We start from the raw sequence: 20,483 nt of genomic DNA, 5'->3' as shown, positions 1-20,483 counted from the left end.
CCTATGCATACATGACCTGAGTGGCAATGACGCGGCCGCCCCCCACGCATTTGTAAATGCCATGACGCCGGAAAGGTGTTATCCCTGCCGAAACAGGGAGACGCGCCATGGCCCATATCATCGGGACTGACGGCGACGACAAAGGCGCCACGGCGCTGCATGGCACGACCGGCGACGATGTGATCGACGGCTTGACCGGCAATGACGAGCTCGACGGTGGCATGGGCGCTGACCGCATGCGCGGCGGAACCGGCAACGACACCTATTATGTCGACAATATCGGCGATGTCGTCACCGAATATTCCAACCAGGGTACCGACCGGGTCTTCAGCTCGGTCACCTTTACCCTGGGCTCCAGCGTCGAGAACCTGTCCCTGACCGGAACCGCCAATATCAACGGCACGGGCAATAATCTTGCCAATGTCCTCGTCGGCAATACCGGCGCCAATGTCCTCGACGGCCTGACTGGCGCCGACATCATGAAGGGCGGTCAAGGCAACGACACCTATTATGTCGACAATGCCGGCGACGTCGTCACCGAATATTTCAACCAGGGCACCGACAGGGTCTTCAGCGCGCTCACCTACACCCTGGGCGCCAGCCTGGAAAACCTATCCCTGACGGGCACCGGCAATCTCACCGGCACGGGCAACAATCTCGCCAATGTCCTGGTCGGCAATACCGGCGCCAATGTCCTCGACGGCCTGACCGGCGCCGACATCATGAAGGGCGGTCAGGGCAACGACACCTATTATGTCGACAATGCCGGCGACGTCGTCACCGAATATTTCAACCAGGGCACCGACCGCGTTTTCAGCGCGGTCACCTTTACCCTGGGCGCCAGTGTCGAAAACCTGTCCTTGACGGGGACGGATGCTACCAACGCCACCGGCAACAACCTCGCCAATATCCTGTTCGGCAATACCGGCGACAATGTCCTCGACGGCCTGACCGGCGCCGACACGATGAAGGGTGCTCAGGGCAACGACACCTATTATGTCGACAATGCCGGCGACGTCGTGAAGGAATATTTCGCGCAAGGCATCGACACCGTCGTCACCTCCCTCGCCTATGTCCTGGGCGCCAGCGTCGAAAACCTGACACTGACCGGCACGGACAATATCGTCGGTGCCGGCAACAATCTCGACAATGTCCTTACCGGCAATGACGGCGACAATGTCCTGGACGGCGGCGACGGCAAAGACGTCCTGAAAGGCGGCGCCGGCGCGGACATCCTGCGTGGCGGCCATGGCGACGACACCTATTATGTCGCCGACGCCAGCGATACCGTGCAGGAATATGCGAATGAAGGCATCGACACGGTCGTCAGTAACATCACCTTCAGCCTGGGGTCCACCCTCGAAAACCTGACTCTCGGCGGCACCGACAACATCGGCGGCACCGGCAACGACCTCGACAATATCATCACCGGCAATGATACCGGCAACCTGCTGGACGGCGGCGGCGGCAATGACACCCTTTACGGCATGGGCGGCTACGATACCCTGATGGGCGGGGCCGGCCAAAATGTCATGTATGGCGGCGCCGGCAACGACACCTACTACGTCTTTAGCTCCGACGACGTCGTCATTGAAATTCCCGGCGAAGGCAGTGACAAGGTCATCTCTTCCATGTCGGCGACCACGCTCGGCGACAATGTCGAAAACCTGGTGCTTGCCGCCGCGGCCGTTACCGGCACCGGAAATGCGCTCGACAACGCCATCACCGGCGACGGACTCGACAATGTCCTCTATGGCCTGGAGGGCAACGATGTCCTGAACGGAGTCGGCGGCCGCGACACCATGTCCGGCGGTAAGGGCGACGACACCTACTATGTCGATTCCCCGAGCGACACGGTCATCGAACTGGCCGGCGAAGGCACGGATACGGTCTTCGAAAGAGTCGACGCCTATACCCTGGGCGACAATTTCGAAAACCTGACCCTGATCGACTTTGGCCCCGGTGCCGGCTCCATCACCGCCTATGGCAACAGCGTGGCCAATATCGTCATCGGCAACGGCCGCGACAATGTCCTCTTCGGCGGCGACGGCAATGACGTCATCAATGGCGGCGCCGGCAACGACCAGTTGCACGGCGACAACGACGATGACAGCCTGACCGGCGGCAGCGGCGCCGACACCTTTTATGTCGGTAACCACGATATCATCACCGACTTCAACAGCGCCCAGGGCGACAGGATTATCCTGCTGCCCGTGGGCGACATGATGAGGTTTTCCCTCTCGCAACAAGGCAGCGACACTGTCATCGACCTGGGTCAGGACCAGACCGTCACCCTGCGCAACCATCTCGCCACAGATCCCGCCCTGCTCTCCGCCATCACGCTCCCCGGTTATGAGCGATTGATCGTCGGCACCGACGGGGCCGACAACCTGAACGGCAATACGCCGGGCAATGCCTATATAATCGGCATGGACGGCAACGACACCTTGACCGGCGACGGCTTCGACGTCCTGATGGGCGGCGCGGGCAACGATACCTACTATGTCAACGCCAATGGTTACGGCTTCATCGGTGTTCGCATCGGCGAAGCCGTCAATTCCGGCACGGACATGGTCATAGCATCGGGCAGCTATACCTTGTCGGATAACATCGAGAATTTGCGTCTGACGGCCAGCGGCTACGCCATCGGCAACGACCTCGACAACATCCTGACCGGATCCGGAGGCAATGACGGGCTGGATGGCCGTGCCGGCGCCGACCGGATGACCGGCGGCCTTGGCGACGACACCTACTATGTCGACAGTGCCAGCGATGTCGTCGTGGAAGCGGCCTTTGCCGGCAACGACACCGTCGTCTCGGCCATCGACTATACCCTGGGCGCCAATCTCGAAAACCTCATGCTCATCGATGAGGCCTCTATCGGCACGGGCAACGGCCTGAACAATACGCTGACGGGCACGACAGTTTACGGCATGGGCGGCAACGACGCACTGTTCGGCAGCTTCATGTACGGCGGCACGGGCAACGATACCTACCATCAGGGGAACGCCAACGACGTCATCGTCGAAAACGCCAATGAGGGCCGTGACAAGGTCATCTCGACGCTCGCTGATACGACGATCGGCGACAATATCGAAATTCTTCAGCTCTACGGATCCGCCCTGACGGGTACCGGCAATATGCTCGACAACATGATCTCCGGCGACGCCCTGGACAACGCCCTTTACGGACTGGACGGCAACGACATTCTCAATGGCTATGTCGGCCGCGACACCATGACGGGCGGCAAGGGTGACGACGTCTACTATGTCGATAATGCTAACGATGTGGTCGTCGAACTCGCCGATGAAGGTACGGATACCGTTTTCAGCACGCACAAAATCTACAGTCTCGGCAGCAACGTGGAAAACCTGACCCTGGCCGAAGGGACAACATTCACGGCCCTGGAAGGCTATGGCAACCAAGAGGACAATGTCATCACCGGTAACAGCCGCGACAATCTGCTGGGCGGTAACGACGGCAATGACATCCTCACGGGCGGCGCTGGCGCCGACGCCTTCTATGTCGGCATATTGGGGGACAGTGACGTCATCACCGACTTCAACCCCGCCGAAAACGACCTGATCATTATTCGGCCGGTTGGCTTGTTGACGGCGTTTTCCATCTCGCAACAAGGCAGTGACGCCGTCATCGATCTGGGTCAGGGTCAGGGTCAAACGATCGTTGTGCGCAACGGCCTGGCCAGCGACCCCGCGCTCCTGGCGCGCATCATTGTATACAACATCGGGTTTCTTGTTGCCGGCGACGAGTCAGACAATGACCTCAGCGGCTCGCCTGTCCATTCGGGTTATATATTGGGGCTTGGCGGCAACGACACCCTCCATGGCACAAACATTGACACCATGGTCGGCGGTACGGGCGACGACACCTATTATACCAATAATGCCTACGCAAACATCTACGAAAGCGTCAATGAAGGCACGGATACGGTCATCACCAGCGCCTCATTCATCTTGAGGGACAATATCGAAAACCTGACCCTGACGGGCGCCGGCAACGCCACCGGCAATGTCCTCGACAACGTCCTGAACGGGTCGAACAGCAATAATGTCCTGGACGGCGGCGCGGGCAACGACATCTTGAGCGGCGGCGGCGGCGCCGACACCTTCCTCTTCACCACAGCCAGCAGCGCCGACACCATCGCCGATTTTTCGGCGTCCGAGGGCGATATCATCGATGTCCACGCCTACCACGCCCAGGCGACGGCCGTCATAACCCAGTCGGGCAGCGACACCCTGATCGATCTCGGCGGTGGCAATATCATCACCGTCATAGCCGCCACCACTACTGACGTTTCCGCGCATATCGTCTGGTAGATAATTGCTCCCCTCCCCGTCCCCGGCCTGTCCCCATCGCGCCGGAACAGGCGATAACCACCCGGGAAAGCCCGTCATAACGACCTGAAAGGCCAAGACGGCCCCAATTAAATGGGTGGAAATGGGTGACGCCGCGACAATAACGACCTGGAAGGACAAGGCGCCCCCCGCTAAATGGGTGGAAATGGGTGACGCAGCAGCCATAGCGACCTCTAAAAAGGCCCCTTCCCCCGCCCACATGTCGATATGACCGGCAAAACCCGCGATCCCATCCCCGAAATCAACGCGTTTAACGCCCCCTGACACGCCTCGAAAGCTTCCAAACCTCAAAACCAGCCGCCTTAAAGGCGCTTTTCACCGCCGCAAGCACCAGCGTTAGGCACTTTATGAAGCCAACTGCCGCCCTCACGATGATCTTCACATAGCGCATTTGGAGAAACCAACGACGACGCCGATAATCCGCGGTATCATGCTGGAAAGATAGCCAACGGCATCAACATGAAAACCATATATTGGCGGTTTATCGGCCTGGCATTTTTGACCATATGTGCCGTATGCGTCGCCCTCGTGTTCGTCCCGAATTTCCCCTACATGCCAACTGGCGGTGACCCGGATGCCGTCGCAGCCCGCGCGGCAGTCGCAACACTTCTGGTCACCATTGCCGGCGCCTGTGCCGCCTTGATAACCATTTGGCTGTCCATGAAGGACTACGCGGCCGCTCACACCCCCAGGCTTGAGGTGTGGTACGTCGACACAGGTCCCATCGAACCTTACAAACCCTTCGACGTGAATATTCACCTGGTCAACACCGGCAAAAGCCAAGCCCGGCTGCGTGCGGGTTTGCTAAGACGAGGAAAACAGAATTTCCGCAGCGAGGCCTATGTTCTGGTAACGCGCGACAAGCTGTCCCTTCCCCACCCGAAAAAACCGTCCTACGCCGCGGATCCCAACCCCGGCGACACCGTCGTCGAAGTGGGCCAATATCGATGCTGGCCGTTTTCGTCCCACATCATTCTGTCCGAAGACCAATACAACAGCGTCATAAACGAAAAAGGGCCATGGTCGCTTTACGTCATTGGCTTGATTAAATACGGCAATGGCGCAGCGGGAGGATCGGATGCCCATCAACGCACCTTGTTTTGCCGAAAATACGACCGCAAGACCAGGCGCTTCAAGACCGCAGACGACGAGGCCTATGAATACATGACCTGATTGATGAGGACCGGTAGCCACCGCCTGTCCTAACGCGATTGTAAATGCCGGGACACCGGAAAGGTGATACCGCTAGGCATACATGGGGGACAGCCCACGAGGCGGGAAGAATTTGGGGAGGAAACGGTCATGACGAATTATCTTCACCAACGATGACGTTACTCAAGTCAACACAATTACCAATAAGAGAAGCGATTCCGAACCCACCGTTGCTCGGCTCGCTGACGGTGGGTACATCGTTGTCTGGGCAGGTAGCGACACCTTAAACGCCGCTAACGAGATTTACGCCCAGCGTTACGACGTTGCCGGCAACAAGATCGGTACTCAAACCATCATCAATACCTACACAAACCACGATCAGAGTGAGCCTTCCGTGACGGGCCTGAGTGACGGCGGATTTGTCATTACATGGGCCAGTGATACTCAGGACAGCGACGGTTACGGCATCTATCAGCAGCGCTTCGACGCCTCGGGCAACATGGTAGGCGCATATGGCCGGGTCAACACCACGTTGGCCAATAACCAGGATCATCCCGTAAGGAGGGCGTTAGCGGACGGCGGCTATGTTGTCGCTTGGTCTAGCACGGATGAGGATTTTGATGGCTTCGGTGTCTATTTTCAACGTTTCGACTCGTCAGGGCATCAAGTGGGGGCGGAAACCCCTGCCAATACTCAGATTGAGGGCATACAGCTTGGTCCTGACATATGCGTCCTCGCCGATGGAAGCTATCTTGTTGCCTGGTATGTGATTCAAGGTCAGAATGGTGGCGATGAAGGCGTGTATACACAACGCTTCAATAGCGATGGCAGTCTTGTTGGTAGTCAAGCGCGGGTGGGTAATGAGGAATCGGGATCTGTTCCCAAGATCGCGGCCCTGACCGATGGCGGGTACATAGTTACATGGGAAACGGGCGGTACTGAACAACATGGCCCTGAGATTCATAGTCGCCGGTATGCCGCCGATGGCCACGCGACGACGGACGATACCGTCATTGTGACGGGTTCTCCAAATAACGATAGCCCTGATGTCTCAGCACTCAGTGACGGAGGATATGTCGTTGTATGGCACAATCCTGGACACGTCTATTTCCAACTTTTTAATGCCGCCAATCATAAGGTTGGACCAGAAAACTCTTTAGATGGTGGCGGTCCCGCTGTCGGGGCCCCGACAGTGGAAGCGCTGGACAACGGAGGCTTCGTAATAACTCTGGTGACTAGGGCTGATATCTCTCACACCAACATTTTCCAAAAAGTAATCCTGCCGACCGCCAACCTGACCGGCGACCAATATCTCTATGGCACAGCCGCCGCCGACACCATGGACGGCGGTTCCGGCGCCGATACCATGAGCGGTCTGGCCGGCGACGACACCTATTTGGTCGACAACAGCAATGATATCGCCTTCGAGCGTCCCGGCGAGGGCAACGATATCGTCCTGGCTTCGGTCAGCTACACCCTTGGCCTCGACATCGAAACCCTTACCTTGACCGGCACCACCGCCATCAACGCCACCGGCAATGCCCAGGGCAATAGCCTGATCGGCAATAGCGGCAACAATGTCCTGAAAGGCCTCGACGGCAATGACAGCCTCGACGGCGGACTTGGCGCCGACAAGATGGTCGGCGGGCTCGGTAACGACGCCTACACCGTCGACAACAGCGGCGACACGATCGTCGAACTCAGCGGCGAAGGCATCGACACCGTCTCGTCCTCGCTCAGCTTCAGCCTGGCCGGCAGCTATGCCGACAACCTCATCCTGACCGGATCGGGCAATCTCAACGCCACCGGCAACAGCCTGAACAACAGCCTGACCGGCAACAGCGGCGCCAATGCCCTCAACGGCGGCGCCGGCAACGACAACCTCGACGGCAAGGCCGGCGCCGACACCATGTCCGGCGGCTTCGGCGACGACAGCTTCATCGTCGACAATGCCGGCGATACCGTCATCGAGCTCAAGGACCAGGGCAATGATACCGTGACCGCCTCGGTTACCTTCAGCCTGGCGGGCAGTTTTGTCGAAACCCTGATCCTGACCGGCTCGGCCAATCTCAACGCCACCGGCAACAGCCAGGCCAATACCCTGATCGGCAACAGCGGCAACAACACCCTGAACGGCGGCTACGGTCACGACGTCCTGACCGGCGGCAGCGGCGTCGACATCTTCCTCTTCGGCACCAACAACGGCGCCGACACCGTCACCGACTTCACCTCGTCTCAGGGCGACGTCATCAATGTCCACGCCTACCTGGCCCAATCGACGGCCGTGATCACCCAGGTCGGCAGCGACACCACGATCGACCTCGGCAGCGGCAATATCATCACCGTCACCGCCGCCACCGCTGCCGACGTCCAGGCCCATATCGTCTGGTAAGCAACATCCCGGTTCCCTCGCGGCCAAGGTCAGCGAAGCAAAAATAGCGGGCACAATACGGTATTATATTATTACGATACCCACTCATTCCCGTCGTAAAAAACTTAAACAATTCAACAAAACACCGCCGCGAATGAGTGGCTAGTCTACTCATTCCCGCCACAATTCATCATGACCGTCAAACCAGCCCATCCAATACCTTCTGCGCCATCACCTTGAAGCGGCTGGCCATGGCGCCATCCGGCTCCAGCGCCGTCAGCGGCCGGGCGTCGTCGCAGCCCTTGCGCAGGTCGGGATCCAGCGGCACCTCCCCCAGGAAGCTCAAATGCAGGGCATCGGCCAAACGGGCCGCCCCGCCGCGGCCGAATATCTCGATCTCGCTGCCGTCCGGCGACGCAAAAAAGGCCATGTTTTCAACGACACCCAACACCTTGATGCCGGTTTTCTCGAACAGGGTCACCGCGCGCCGCGCGTCGGTCAAAGCCATTTCCTGCGGTGTGGAAACGACGACCGCGCCGTCGATCACCGTCCTTTGCGTCAGGGTCAATTGTACGTCCCCCGTCCCCGGCGGCATGTCGACCACCAGGACATCGAGCGGATCTTCCGCCGTGCCCCAGCGCGTCTGGGTCAACAATTGCGTCAGGGCCTGCGACGCCATGGGCCCGCGCCAGATCATCGCCTGATCCGGATCGACCAGGAAACCGACCGAATTGACTTTCAATCCAAAGGCTTCCGGCGGCACCATCAGCTTGTCCGAACCGAATTCCGGCGGCTTGCGCACCCCCAGCATGGTCGGCGCCGACGGCCCATAGATATCGGCATCGAGGAACCCGACCTTCAAACCCAGCGCCTGCAGGCCGAACGCCAGACTGAGCGAGATGGTCGACTTGCCGACTCCGCCCTTGCCGGACCCGACGACAATGACCTTCTTGACGTGGTCGGGACGCGCCGCAGCCACCGGCGCCTTGGGGCGGTTCTGGTCGATCGCCTTTTCCGACAAACGCGCCTGTGGTGGCCTGGGCGGCGCCGCGGCCATTTCGGCGGTCAATACCACCTGAGCCTTGGTCACGCCCGGCAACCCGGCCAGCAGCTTTTCGGCGGCCAGGCGGACCGGGCCATAGCGCGTCACCAGGTCTTGCGGCACTTCCAGCATGAAGCCGACGCGGTCGGGCGACACGATCAGGGCGCGCACCAGTCCGGCATCGCTCAGGCCCTGCCCCGTCGCGGGATCGATAACGCCATTCAGCGCCTTAAGTACATCATCGCGTTCCAGCATTTGGCTTCCTTTGCGCTCAGGCGCCGCGCGGGCTCCTCGCATCGGCTCGGGCGCACGCTTGTGCTTGCCAAACTTCAATGAAAAAGGCCATTGAAGCTTGGAGAATTAACAACAGGCGCACCACATAGGCGCTATGCCTGCTGGATTAAAGGATAAAATGACAGCTGACGACGCGCCCATCTATCTCCTGGCCGGACCGACCGCTTCGGGCAAGTCGGCCAAAGCCCTGGCCTGGGCGGAACGGCGCGGCGGCATCGTCCTCAATGCCGACTCGATGCAGCTCTATGCCGATATCCCCATCCTGACCGCCCGGCCGGGGGCGGACGATCTCGCCCGCGCCGAGCACGTCCTCTACGGCCATCTGCCCCCCCGGGATCTGTGGTCGGCCGGCGACTGGCTGCGCGCCGCCACGCCCTGGCTCGAAGCTGCCCTGGCTGGCGGCAAACCGGTCTGCGTCGTGGGCGGCACCGGCCTCTATTTCAACAGCCTGGTCTTCGGCCTGGCCGAGATCCCCGACATCTCCGAGCCCGTCCGCCTCAGGGCACGCGCCGCCTATGGCGAGATGGGCGAAGCCTCATTTCGCGAGATGCTGAAGGGTTTCGACCCGGCGGCCGAAGCGCGCATCATGGCCCGCGACCAGCAACGCCTCAGCCGCGCCTACGAGGTCTGGCTGGAGACGAGCGTGGCCCTGAGCGACTGGCAAAGGCAGACCACAGCAGGGCTTTCCGACACTTCCTATGCTTTGGAAGTTTTACGGCCGGACCGTGCCTGGCTCTACGCCCGCTGCGACGAACGGCTGAAACTGATGCTCGATCAAGGCGCCCTCGACGAGGTCGCCGACCTGATGGGACGCGGCCTGAAGGACGACTGGCCGGTCATGCGCGTGCTGGGTTTGCGCGAATTCGCGTCCCACCTGCGCGGCGAGATGACCATGGCCGAGGCCCTGCCCCGCGCTCAGCAGAAAACCCGCAACTATGCCAAGCGTCAGATGACCTGGTTCCGCAACCAGTTCGCCTAAAGCGCTTGCGGCCATGCCCGGAAAGCCATAATCTCGCCTCAGTTGCTTAACCCGGGGGTACCGCCATGTCACACATTGCTCGTCGCGCCTTGCTGAGCGCATCGCTTGCCGGCACAGCCGCTTTGGCCCTGCCAGGCGTCACCCGCGCCGAAGCCACGGCTGCGCCGACGACGCCGAAACCGACAGTGGATATGTGGGCGATTCCGCTTATCGATGAGATCGCCCAGTCGCCCGACGGCAAGTCCATTGCGGTCGTCACACAGAATGGCGATGTCAAGGGTGTGGTCTATTTCAGCATCGCCGATATGGCGCCCTCCAGCGTTGCCCTCGGCAAGACAAAGGTGCGAAACCTCGTCTGGGGCAGCAATGACACCATCGTCGTCGTCCGGTCCGCCACCATGGATGACATATCCGTCAAGTACGAAGTCGCCGTTGCCGGCAGTATCGACACCAAGACCTCCAAATATACCGACTTCTTCAACGACCACGGAAGACTCGGTTGGGTAGGCAGCCAGGTCGGCCGATTGAAAATCGACGGCAAATACCGCGTCACGTTCTCGACCGCCACCGGTATCTACAGTGTCGCCCCCGATACGACCGACGAACAGCAAATGTACAGCGGCAGTGATCTGGACGCGGGCTATGTCTTTACGCCGGATGGACGGCTGGTCGCCCTCGCCCATTACGACGATTTTCGCAAGATCTGGTCGTTGTTTTTCAACACGGCGCCAGGTGTGAAAAATCCGACGTTCAAGCAGGTCTATCAGACCAAGCATCTGGGTTTGACGTCGCCGGATTTGTTGTGTCTTGGTCGGGACGGTAAGTCGGTGGTTGTTCGCATCTATGCCGATGCCGAGGGACTAAGCGACGACCTTTACGAAATCAGCCCCGACGGGGTTTTGAGCGAATCGCTCGACCCCGGCGGCAACGGCAAGACGCGCGCGCCGTTGATCCATCCAGCCACATACCGGCTGGCAGGTTTCTGGCGCGACGACGACTGGTCGCACAACGATTATTCCGATCCTCTGCTGAAGAAGCTGAACGAAGGCGTGGCAACAATCGTCGGTGAAGGTTATCGCAGTGCGATCCTCGAATTTGGAGAAGATCCGCGCCAGGTCATAGCCTACAGCGAAGGTGCCGATGATGCCGGCAGCTATTACAAGATCGACTTCACCACCGGCGCTATTACCCAGGTGGCCGAAGATTATCCACATCTGCCGACAGAGTGGCTGAGTGACAAGCAGGCCATAAGCTACAAGGCGGCCGACGGTCTCGATATTCACGGCTACCTGACCCTGCCGCCGTTCAAGACGGCGCAGAACCTGCCCTTGGTGGTCCTGCCCCATGGCGGCCCGCAATCACGCGACCGCATAGCCTTCGACTGGCAGGCCCAGTGCCTTGCGGCGCAAGGCTATGCCGTGCTCCAGCCAAATTTCCGCGGCTCGTCAGGCTATGGGGCTGCGTTCGTCAAGGCGGGCCACGGCCAGTGGGGCCGCAAGATGCAGACCGACCTGAGCGATGGTGTGCGCTGGTTGGCCGGACGCGGCCTGATCGACCCCAAACGTGTCGCCATCATGGGCGCCTCCTATGGCGGTTATGCCGCGCTGGCCGGAGCGACGCTCGATCCGGGTGTTTATAATTGCGCCATCTCGATTGCCGGCCTGTCGGACCTCAAAGCGACCTATGATGATGCGGAAAATACAGCGGGCATTGGCTCCAACTCAGCGACCTACCTGAAAGATTTCATGGGGGCGCCCAACACGCTCGATGAAATTTCGCCGGTCAAACATGCCGATAAGGCCTCCTGCCCTGTCCTGCTCCTCCACGGTACGGACGATTCCGTCGTGCCGCTCAGCCACAGCCGCAAGATGGAAAAAGCGTTGAAGGCGGCAGGCAAGCCCGTCGAATTCGTCACCTATGCCGGCCAGGATCACTGGGAAACGGTCGGATCGACGCGTATCGAGATGATGAAAGCCGCCTTGGCTTTCCTCGACAAATACAATCCGGCAACGTAAAAACCGCCAGGGGCGCAAAGACACACGAGTCTTCAGTAGAATTAGGGGGATTTCCATGACCACAACCATCCATCGCCGTGCCATGCTCGGCACGTCGGCCGCTGCCGCAGCCCTGGCGGTTGCGACGCGTCTAAGCGCGGACGAATCCGCCGCGACGCCCGTATCGGCACCGCCGCCCATTGAGGCCTATGCCGCACCGCCCCTCGTCAACGACATCGCCCTGTCTCCGGATGGCAAGCGCGTAGCGCTGATTACCCAGAACGGCGACGACAAGGTCCTGGTCTATTTCGACGTCGCCGACCAGGTGCCGAAGAAGCTGGCCATCGGCAAGGTCAAGATGCGTGGGCTGTTCTGGGGCGACAACGACCACGTCGTCTTCATGTCGTCCCAGACCACTGCCCTGGAAGGTTTTGCCGGCCGTAAGCACGAATTCATGCTGGTCAACGCCTTTTCGCTGACCACCAGCAAATTGACCAATCTGTTTTCGCAGGAAGATGGCTTTTACAACATCGTCATGGGCGATGTGCACCGCATCAAGGTCGATGGTGCCTATCGCCTGACGGCCTCGAATTGGCGCATGTCCTTGCCGAGCGACCTGTGCCTGTTCAGCTTCGAGTTCGATAAGTCGCGCGGTCACCTTATCGCCGAAGGCTCCGCCGACAGCGAAGGCTTTGTCGTCGGCCCGGACGGTTATTGCGCCGCCTATTCCGATTTCGACCGCGATCGCAAAACCTGGACCCTGTATATCAACACGGCCGAAGCGGGAAAAACGCCGCACTTCAAATCCGTCTACAAGATGAAGGAAGCCCTCGATTTTCCGTCACTGTCCGGGCTCGGCCGCGATGGTAAATCGGTCGTCGTCTACCTCAACAAAGGTGAAGCCGCCGGCGAATATCACGAGATTTCCGCCGACGGTGTGTTGAGCGAACCCTTGGATCCCGACGCCGGCAAGGGCATGGGCAGCGTCGCCATCTACCATCCGACGACCTTCCGTCTGGCCGGATTTCAGCGCCACGACGACTGGTTCAGCTTCGATTACAACGATCCGCTACTGAAAAAACTGGACGACGCCCTGCCCCAGGTCATGGGCGAAGAGTACCGCGCCTATCCGGCGGCCTATGCCGAAGACCCGCGCAAAATGATCATCTATGGCGAAAGCGCCAACGACGCCGGCACCTATTATTTCGCCGACCTGTCCACTGGCGATACAGCGATCATTTCGGCCAACTATCCAGCCATTCCGGAAGAATGGATCACACAGAAAAAAGCCATCAGCTACAAGGCGGCGGACGGTCTGACGATCCATGCCTACCTCACCCTGCCGCCCTTCAGGGGCGAGAAGAACCTGCCGCTTATCGTCCTGCCCCATGGCGGCCCGGAAGCCCGCGACTATATCGATTTCGACTGGCAGGTTCAGGCCCTGGCCTCGCGCGGCTATGCGGTACTCCAACCGAACTTCCGCGGCTCGTCCGGCTATACCCAGGAATTTATCGATGCCGGCCACGGCCAGTTGGGCCGCAAGATGCAAACCGATCTGTCGGACGGTGTGCGCTACCTGGCCGGGCTCGGCACCATCGACCCAAAACGCGCGGCTATCATGGGCGCCTCCTACGGCGGCTATGCCGCCCTGGCCGGAGCGACCCTCGACCCAGGTGTTTACAATTGCGCGATAGCGATCGCCGGGTTTTCGAACCTGAAGTCGATGATCGATTTTGAAATTACCAACCATGTCGACCGCAATTCACCGGCAGTGCAATACTGGCTGCGTTTCTTCGGCGCCAAGGACGGTTATGACGACGTCTCGCCCGACCGCCAGGCTGCCAAGGCCGGTTGTCCGGTCCTGATGATCCACGGCACCGACGACACGATCGTGCCGATCGAGCAGAGCCGGCGCATGGAAAAGGCCCTGAAGGCCGCAGGCAAGGACGTGCAATTGATCACCTACAAGGGCCAGGATCACTGGGAAACGGTCGGTTCGGCGCGTATCGAGATGATGAAGGAAGCATTGGCCTTCCTCGACAAGCATAATCCGGCAGTCGTGCCGGGTGATAGAGGGCTGTCTTGACGGTTAACCTGCATCGTCGGGCATTACTGTGCGCTTCGGCGGCGGCTGCGGCCATGGGATCTATTCCGGGCGGCGCCGGAGCCGCCCCGTCTGTTGGCGAGGCATCCGCGCGGCCGCCGATAGAAGCGTATGCTGCCGGCCCGTTTGTCACCGGCGTCGCCTTGTCGCCCGACGGCAAGCGCGTTGCTCTCGCAACCCAGAAGGGCGACGATAACCTTTTGGTCCATTTCAATGTCGCCGATCGAAAATTCAAGATGATCGAACTGGGYCCGGGCAAGGTGCGTGACATATTTTGGGGCGATAATGACCGCGTCGTAGTGGTCAGTTCAGAGACCGCGGCTTTATCAGGCTTTGCCGGCGGCCGGCATGAATTTAGTTTGGCCACGTGTGTGGCCGTCGATACCGGGAAGGTCACAGCCTTGTTTTCGAAGGAACCTGGCTTTTTCAACGTTATCCTTGGTGATGTACACAGAATCAAGGTCGACGGCGCCTATCGCGTCACCGCGTCAAACTTTGACATGAAATTCCATGGCGGCCTTAGTCTGTTCAGCTTCGAGTTCGATCAACCGCGTGGAAAGCTAATCTGTAAAGGCGACGAGATAACGGAGGGGTTCGTCGTCACACCGGATGGCTCATGCGTCGCCTATTCCGACTTTGACGACAGCCGCAAAACCTGGAGCCTTTATTTCAATGTCGCGGCGCCGGGAAAGCCTCCCAGCTTCCACCCCATCTACAAGGTCAAGGAAGCTATCGACTTTCCATCGCTTGAAGGTCTGGGGCGAGACAGCAAGTCCGTTATCATTCGGATCAATACCGGCGAGGCGGCGGGGGAATATCGCGAAGTTTCCGTTGACGGCGTACTCAGCCCGTCTTTGGACGACAATATCGGCAAGGGCATGGGCAGCGAGGCTGTCTTTCATCCAACGACATTCCGCCTGGCGGGTTTTCGTCACCGTGACGACTGGTTCAGTTTCGACTATATCGATCCGTTGCTCAAGCAGTTGAACGATGCCCTGCCCGTTATCTTGGGTAACACTTATCGCTATTACGTTTCCGCCTATGCCGAAGACCCGCGCAAAATGATCGTCTATTGTGAAAGCGCCATTGATGCCGGCAGTTACTATTTTGTCGATCTTTCCGTGGGCGTTTTGATTCCCGTTGCGGTCAACTATCCGGATATTCCGGAAGAATGGGTTACGCAGAAAAAGGCGATCAACTATAAAGCCGCGGACGGTATGGACATCCACGGCTACCTGACCCTGCCCCCTTTCAAAAGGGATCAGGACCTGCCCCTGGTCGTTCTGCCGCATGGCGGACCACAAGCCCGTGATGACATCGGTTTCGACTGGCAGGCACAAGTCCTGGCGTCGCGCGGCTATGCGGTCCTACAACCAAATTTCAGAGGATCCGGCGGCTATACGCAGGCCTTCGTCGACGCCGGTCACGGTGAAATGGGGCGGAAGATGCAGACTGACCTTTCGGACGGCGTGCGCTATTTGGCAGGACTCGGCACGGTCGACCCCAAACGGGTGGCGATTCTCGGCGCCTCCTACGGCGGTTATGCCGCGCTTGCCGGCGCGACCCTGGACGCAGGTATCTACACCTGCGCCATTTCAATTGCCGGCCCGTCCGACCTGCAGGCGTTTCTGAACTTCGTAAGCGAAAACCATGCGACCAATCACGACCCGGCGATCCTGTATTGGCGGCGTTTCCTCGGCGACAAGGACCATTATGACGACATCTCGCCGGCCCGCCAGGCGGCCAAGGCCTATTGTCCTGTCCTGTTGATCCACGGCACGGATGACACGGTCGTACCGATCGATCAAAGCCAACGCATGGCAAAGGCCCTGAAGGCGGCTGGCAAAGACGTGCAATTGATCACCTACAAGGGCCAGGACCATTGGGAAACAATCGGCTCGGCCCGTATTGAAATGATGAAGGAGGCGCTCGCCTTCCTCGATAAGCACAATCCGGCGACCTGAGCTTTCAATGACCTTGGCGTCCGTGGCAGGCGTCGGCACTGTCTTTTCAGAACCTTGCGCGTATGGATAGAAAATTATAGCGTTAAACACCGGGGCTTTGGGGGCTTTTTATTGTGACATCAAGATTTAACCGTCGCGCATTTCTGGCGGCATCGGGTGCGGCGGCCGGTCTGGGATTCGCTGCGCGCGGTTATGCGGCAGACGCACCGCCGCCCATCGAAGCCTTCGCCCAGTCGCCCGGCGTCGACGATATCGCCATATCGCCGGACGGTTCGCGCATCGCCATCATGACCCAACTTGGCGATAACAAGAAGCTGATCTGGTTCAACCTCGCCGACCTCAAGCAAACCGTGATCGAGATCGGTGCGAGCAAGACCCGGGGCTTGGTGTGGAGCGACAACAGCCACGTTCTATCCATCAGTTCGACGACCGCGCATGTGCCGGGCTTTGTCGGCTGGAAGCAGGAGTACAAGGTCGGCTACTATGTCGATATCGCGACCGGGGAAAGCAACTTCCTGTTCGGCAATGATCCGGGCTTTTACAACATTATCGCCGGCGACCTGCACCGCATCCGCAGCGGCGACGGCTATGAGATGACCGCCTCCAGCCCATTTGTTCGCGGTGGGGGCAAGTTATTTCTCTATGCCTTTACGCCGAAAGGCCATCACGGCCGCCTCGTAACGGCGGGCACGGCGGAAACCGAACGATGGGTCGTCCGCCCCGACGGCTACGTCGTGGCGCGCAGCGATTATGACGAGCACAAGAAGGTGTGGTCCTTATTGTTCAATACGGCGGCGCCCCAACCCGGCGGCACCTACAATGCCGGCGATTTCAAGATCGTTTACACGGTCACTGCCGAACTGGATTACCCCGAACTGATCGGTCTGGGGCGCGAAGATACCAAGGTCATCGTCTATATCAGCCAAGGCGAAGCCGGGGGGGACTATCACGAAGTCGGGGGCGACGGCGCGCTGGGTGAGCCGCTCGACCAGGATAGCAAGAACAATCCCCTCGACCGCTACGCAGATCGTCGCGCCCTGTTTCATCCAACGACCTTTCGCTTAGCTGGCTTCGCCCGTCAGCGGGATTGGGAGATCTACGACTATTTCGATACCAAAATGGCGAAGCTGATCGACGCCGTTCCGACCTATCTCGACTTCGACTCCCGTACCCGCCCTGCCAGCTATGCCGAAGATCCGCGCAAGATGATTGTCTATCGTGAATCGGCCAACGATGCCGGCAGCTATCATTTCATCGATTTTTCGACCGGTATCTCGCTTCCGGTGATGCAGAACTATCCCGACCTGCCCGTGGCGTGGATCAGCGAGAAAACAAGCGTCAGTTATCAAGCCGCCGATGGCCTGACGATCCACGGTTATCTGACCTTGCCGCCGATGCGTGAGGCCAAGAATCTGCCACTGATCGTGTTGCCGCATGGCGGGCCGGAGGCACGCGACGACATCGGCTTCGACTGGCAGGCCCAGTGTTTCGCCTCACGCGGCTATGCGGTATTGCAACCTAATTTTCGCGGATCTTCGGGTTATGGCAAGGCATTTATCGACGCCGGCCATGGCGAATGGGGACGCAAGATGCAGACCGACCTGAGCGACGGCGTAAGATGGCTGTGCGCCCAGGGTACGGCCGATCCCAAACGCGTGGCCATTGTCGGCGCCTCCTACGGCGGCTATGCGGCCTTGGCGGGCGCCACGCTGGATACAGGTGTCTATCGTTGCGCCATATCGATCGCCGGACCATCGAACATGCAGCGCATGATCGACTTTGAGTCCGTCAATTCGGGCTATAATCGGAAAAGTTCGGGCGTCTTGTACTGGAAGCAATTCATGGGCAACCCGGCGCATTATGACGAGATTTCCACCGACAAGCAGGCCGCCCGAGCCGATTGCCCGATTCTGCTGATCCACGGCACGGATGACACGGTCGTACCGATCGATCAAAGCCAACGCATGGCAAAGGCCTTGAAGGCGGCAGGCAAGGAAGTCGACTTCATTACCTACAAAGGCCAGGATCACTGGGAGACCATCGGCTCGACACGCATCGAGATGATGAAGTCGGCCATGGCCTTTCTCGACAAGCATAATCCGGCGACGTAAACATCGGCCAGGGCATCGAAAAGACGCGAGTCTTTCAGTAAAGTTTGGGGGACACCATGACCACATATATCCATCGCCGCGCTGTCCTCGGCACGTCGGCGGCGGCCGCAGCCTTGAGCGCGGCGCCGGTCTTGCGCGCGCAGGATGCACCGGCGGAAGCAACCGCGCCTTCCCCACCCCCACCGCTTGAAGTCTATGCCGGCTCGCCCTTTATCGACCAAATTGCCCTGTCGCCCGATGGCAAACTTGTCGCCCTGGTCAGCCAGAAGGGCGACGACAAGGTCCTGGCCTATTTCGACATAGCCGATATGAAGATCAGCCGTATCAAGCTGGGGCCGGTCAAGATCCGCAACCTGTTTTTCGCCGATAACGACCACGTCGTTCTGGTCAATTCGACCACGACCCCCTTCTTCGGCCGGCAACGCGAGCTGTTTCTCGGCCGGGTTATCGAGCTGAAAACCGCCACGCTCAAGACGCTGTTTTCGCAAAATGACGATTTTGTCGGCATGGTGACCGGCGACTTGCACCGCATCAAGGTGAATGGCGAATACCGCGTCACTGCCTCGAACCTGCGCATAGGCGGCGGCTATAATTTTTGTCTCTTCAGCTTCCCGGTCGACGCTGCGCGCGGCCATGAACTGGTCGAAGGCACCAACGACACCGAAGGCTTCGTCATCCAGCCGGACGGCACGCCGGTCGCCTATTCCGATTTCGATGACAGTCGCGACGAATGGGTGCTCTATTACAATATGGCGGCGCCGGGGAAATCGACCAGCTTCAAACCCATTTACAGGGTCAAGCAGGCCCTGGACACCCCGTCCCTCGAAGGGCTAGGGCGCGACGGCAAATCGGTCGTCGTCTATATCTATACGGGGGAAGCCGGCGGCCAGTATCATGAAATCTCCGCCGACGGCACGCTGAGCGAACCGCTGGACAGTGACGACGACGGCAAGAAGGGCAGCGACGCCGTCTTCCATCCGACGACCTTCCGTCTGATCGGTTTCCGCCGCCATATCGACTGGTTCACCTACGACTATTTCGACCCGGTCTTCAAGAAGTTGGCCGCCGCTTTGCCCGAGGCCATGGGCGAGGCCTATCGCACGCGCATGACCGACTTCGCCGAGGATCCGCGCAAGATGATCGTCTATGGCGAAGGGCCGGACGACGCTGGCAGCTATTTCTTTATCGACTTTTCCAATGGCAACGTCGCTCCCTTGGCCTCCAACTATTCCGCCATTCCAGAAGAATGGATTAGTGAGAAAAAGGCGATCGTTTATAAGGCGGCCGATGGGCTGGACATCCATGGCTACCTGACCCTGCCGCCGCGCAAGGGCGACAAGAACCTGCCATTGGTGGTGTTGCCGCACGGCGGGCCGTGGGCGCGCGACTATATCGATTTCGATTGGCAGGCCCAAGTCCTGGCCTCGCGCGGCTACGCCGTTCTGCAGCCGAACTTCCGCGGTTCCAGCGGCTACACCAAGGCCTTTCTCGACGCCGGCCGCGGCGAAATGGGGCGCAAGATGCAGACCGATCTGTCGGACGGCGTGCGCTATTTCGCCGATCTTGGGACGATCGATCCGAAGCGCGTGTCCATCCTCGGCGCCTCCTACGGCGGCTACGCGGCCATGGCCGGTGCCACGCTCGATGCCGGTGTTTATCGCTGCGCCGTCGCCATTGCCGGACTGTCCGACATCAAAATGTGGGTCGATTCCCTGGTCGAAAAGTACGGCACGCGCACGGACGCGGGGGTCATGTACTGGACGCGGTTCCTGGGCGACAAGGAGCGTTATGACGACATCTCGCCGGCCCGTCAGGCGGCGAGCGCCTCCTGTCCCGTGCTGCTGATCCATGGCACCGACGATACCGTGGTGCCGATCGAACAAAGCCGGCGCATGGAGCGGGCGATGAAGGCCGCCGGCAAGCCGGTTGAATTCGTGACCTACAAGGGTCAGGACCACTGGGAAACCGTCGGCTCGTCGCGCATCGAGATGATGAAGGCCGCCATGGCCTTCCTCGACAAGCACAATCCGGCATGACAGGTTTCAGCTTGAACCGTCACGCGTGAAACGATAGGTTGTCGGTTAGAATTTTAGGGG

10 protein-coding genes are annotated in these 20,483 nt (G+C 59.6%); 9 read left to right on the top strand and 1 reads right to left on the bottom strand.

The genetic code is table 11. The annotated features are described in order from the left end of the window. The first annotated feature begins 107 nt into the window (after positions 1-107). The 3 genes from AC1DX3_RS11610 (at position 108) to AC1DX3_RS11600 (ending at position 7,920) form a co-directional block, all read left to right on the top strand. Complete coding sequence (locus AC1DX3_RS11610; RefSeq protein WP_476989440.1) at positions 108-4,337, top strand: beta strand repeat-containing protein; 4,230 nt, start codon at positions 108-110, stop codon at positions 4,335-4,337. A gap of 498 nt (positions 4,338-4,835) precedes the next feature. Then, positions 4,836-5,549 (top strand): hypothetical protein, encoded by a 714-nt coding sequence (locus AC1DX3_RS11605; RefSeq protein ID WP_476989439.1) that lies wholly within the window; start codon positions 4,836-4,838, stop codon positions 5,547-5,549. 1,210 nt (positions 5,550-6,759) lie between these two features. Further along, complete coding sequence (locus tag AC1DX3_RS11600) at positions 6,760-7,920, top strand: calcium-binding protein (protein WP_476989438.1); 1,161 nt, start codon at positions 6,760-6,762, stop codon at positions 7,918-7,920. Positions 7,921-8,098: 178 nt separating this feature from the next. Here AC1DX3_RS11600 and AC1DX3_RS11595 read toward each other — a convergent pair whose 3' ends face one another. Next, the gene (locus tag AC1DX3_RS11595; RefSeq protein WP_476989437.1) at positions 8,099-9,196 is read right to left on the bottom strand and encodes an Mrp/NBP35 family ATP-binding protein; all 1,098 of its coding nucleotides are present in this window, start codon (positions 9,194-9,196) and stop codon (positions 8,099-8,101) included. 157 nt (positions 9,197-9,353) lie between these two features. On the opposite strand from AC1DX3_RS11595, the gene miaA reads away from it, so the two are divergent. The 6 genes from miaA to AC1DX3_RS11565 all read left to right on the top strand — a co-directional run bounded on the left by miaA (position 9,354) and on the right by AC1DX3_RS11565 (position 20,423). Continuing rightward, on the top strand, positions 9,354-10,214 hold the full coding sequence (gene miaA / locus AC1DX3_RS11590) for a tRNA (adenosine(37)-N6)-dimethylallyltransferase MiaA (protein ID WP_476989436.1): 861 nt from the start codon (positions 9,354-9,356) through the stop codon (positions 10,212-10,214). Positions 10,215-10,279: 65 nt separating this feature from the next. Further along, positions 10,280-12,229 carry an alpha/beta hydrolase family protein gene (locus AC1DX3_RS11585; RefSeq protein ID WP_476989435.1) on the top strand — a complete coding sequence of 650 codons (1,950 nt, stop codon included), beginning with the start codon at positions 10,280-10,282 and terminating at the stop codon, positions 12,227-12,229. Positions 12,230-12,284: 55 nt separating this feature from the next. Continuing rightward, on the top strand, positions 12,285-14,294 hold the full coding sequence (locus tag AC1DX3_RS11580; protein ID WP_476989434.1) for an alpha/beta hydrolase family protein: 2,010 nt from the start codon (positions 12,285-12,287) through the stop codon (positions 14,292-14,294). Positions 14,295-14,347: 53 nt separating this feature from the next. Next, positions 14,348-16,276 carry an alpha/beta hydrolase family protein gene (locus tag AC1DX3_RS11575; RefSeq protein ID WP_476989433.1) on the top strand — a complete coding sequence of 643 codons (1,929 nt, stop codon included), beginning with the start codon at positions 14,348-14,350 and terminating at the stop codon, positions 16,274-16,276. Between the two features lie 113 nt (positions 16,277-16,389). Beyond that, the gene (locus AC1DX3_RS11570; RefSeq protein ID WP_476989432.1) at positions 16,390-18,387 is read left to right on the top strand and encodes an alpha/beta hydrolase family protein; all 1,998 of its coding nucleotides are present in this window, start codon (positions 16,390-16,392) and stop codon (positions 18,385-18,387) included. A gap of 56 nt (positions 18,388-18,443) precedes the next feature. Continuing rightward, entirely contained in the window at positions 18,444-20,423 is a 1,980-nt protein-coding gene (locus AC1DX3_RS11565; protein WP_476989431.1) for an alpha/beta hydrolase family protein, read from the top strand. Positions 20,424-20,483: the final 60 nt, after the last annotated feature.

It is taken from the genome of Asticcacaulis sp. P2_B1 (assembly GCF_056404915.1).
The sequence above is the reverse complement of the archived record's forward strand: the minus strand, read 5'-3'. Positions and strand labels throughout refer to the sequence as shown.

Excerpts from the sequence above, each read along its gene's own strand:
- AC1DX3_RS11610 (WP_476989440.1), top strand. The coding sequence starts at position 108 with ATGGCCCATATCATCGGGACTGACGGCGACGACAAAGGCGCCACGGCG.
- miaA (WP_476989436.1), top strand. The coding sequence starts at position 9,354 with ATGACAGCTGACGACGCGCCCATCTATCTCCTGGCCGGACCGACCGCT.
- AC1DX3_RS11580 (WP_476989434.1), top strand. The coding sequence starts at position 12,285 with ATGACCACAACCATCCATCGCCGTGCCATGCTCGGCACGTCGGCCGCT.
- AC1DX3_RS11605 (WP_476989439.1), top strand. The coding sequence starts at position 4,836 with ATGAAAACCATATATTGGCGGTTTATCGGCCTGGCATTTTTGACCATA.
- AC1DX3_RS11565 (WP_476989431.1), top strand. The coding sequence starts at position 18,444 with ATGACCACATATATCCATCGCCGCGCTGTCCTCGGCACGTCGGCGGCG.
- AC1DX3_RS11585 (WP_476989435.1), top strand. The coding sequence starts at position 10,280 with ATGTCACACATTGCTCGTCGCGCCTTGCTGAGCGCATCGCTTGCCGGC.
- AC1DX3_RS11595 (WP_476989437.1), bottom strand. The coding sequence starts at position 9,196 with ATGCTGGAACGCGATGATGTACTTAAGGCGCTGAATGGCGTTATCGAT.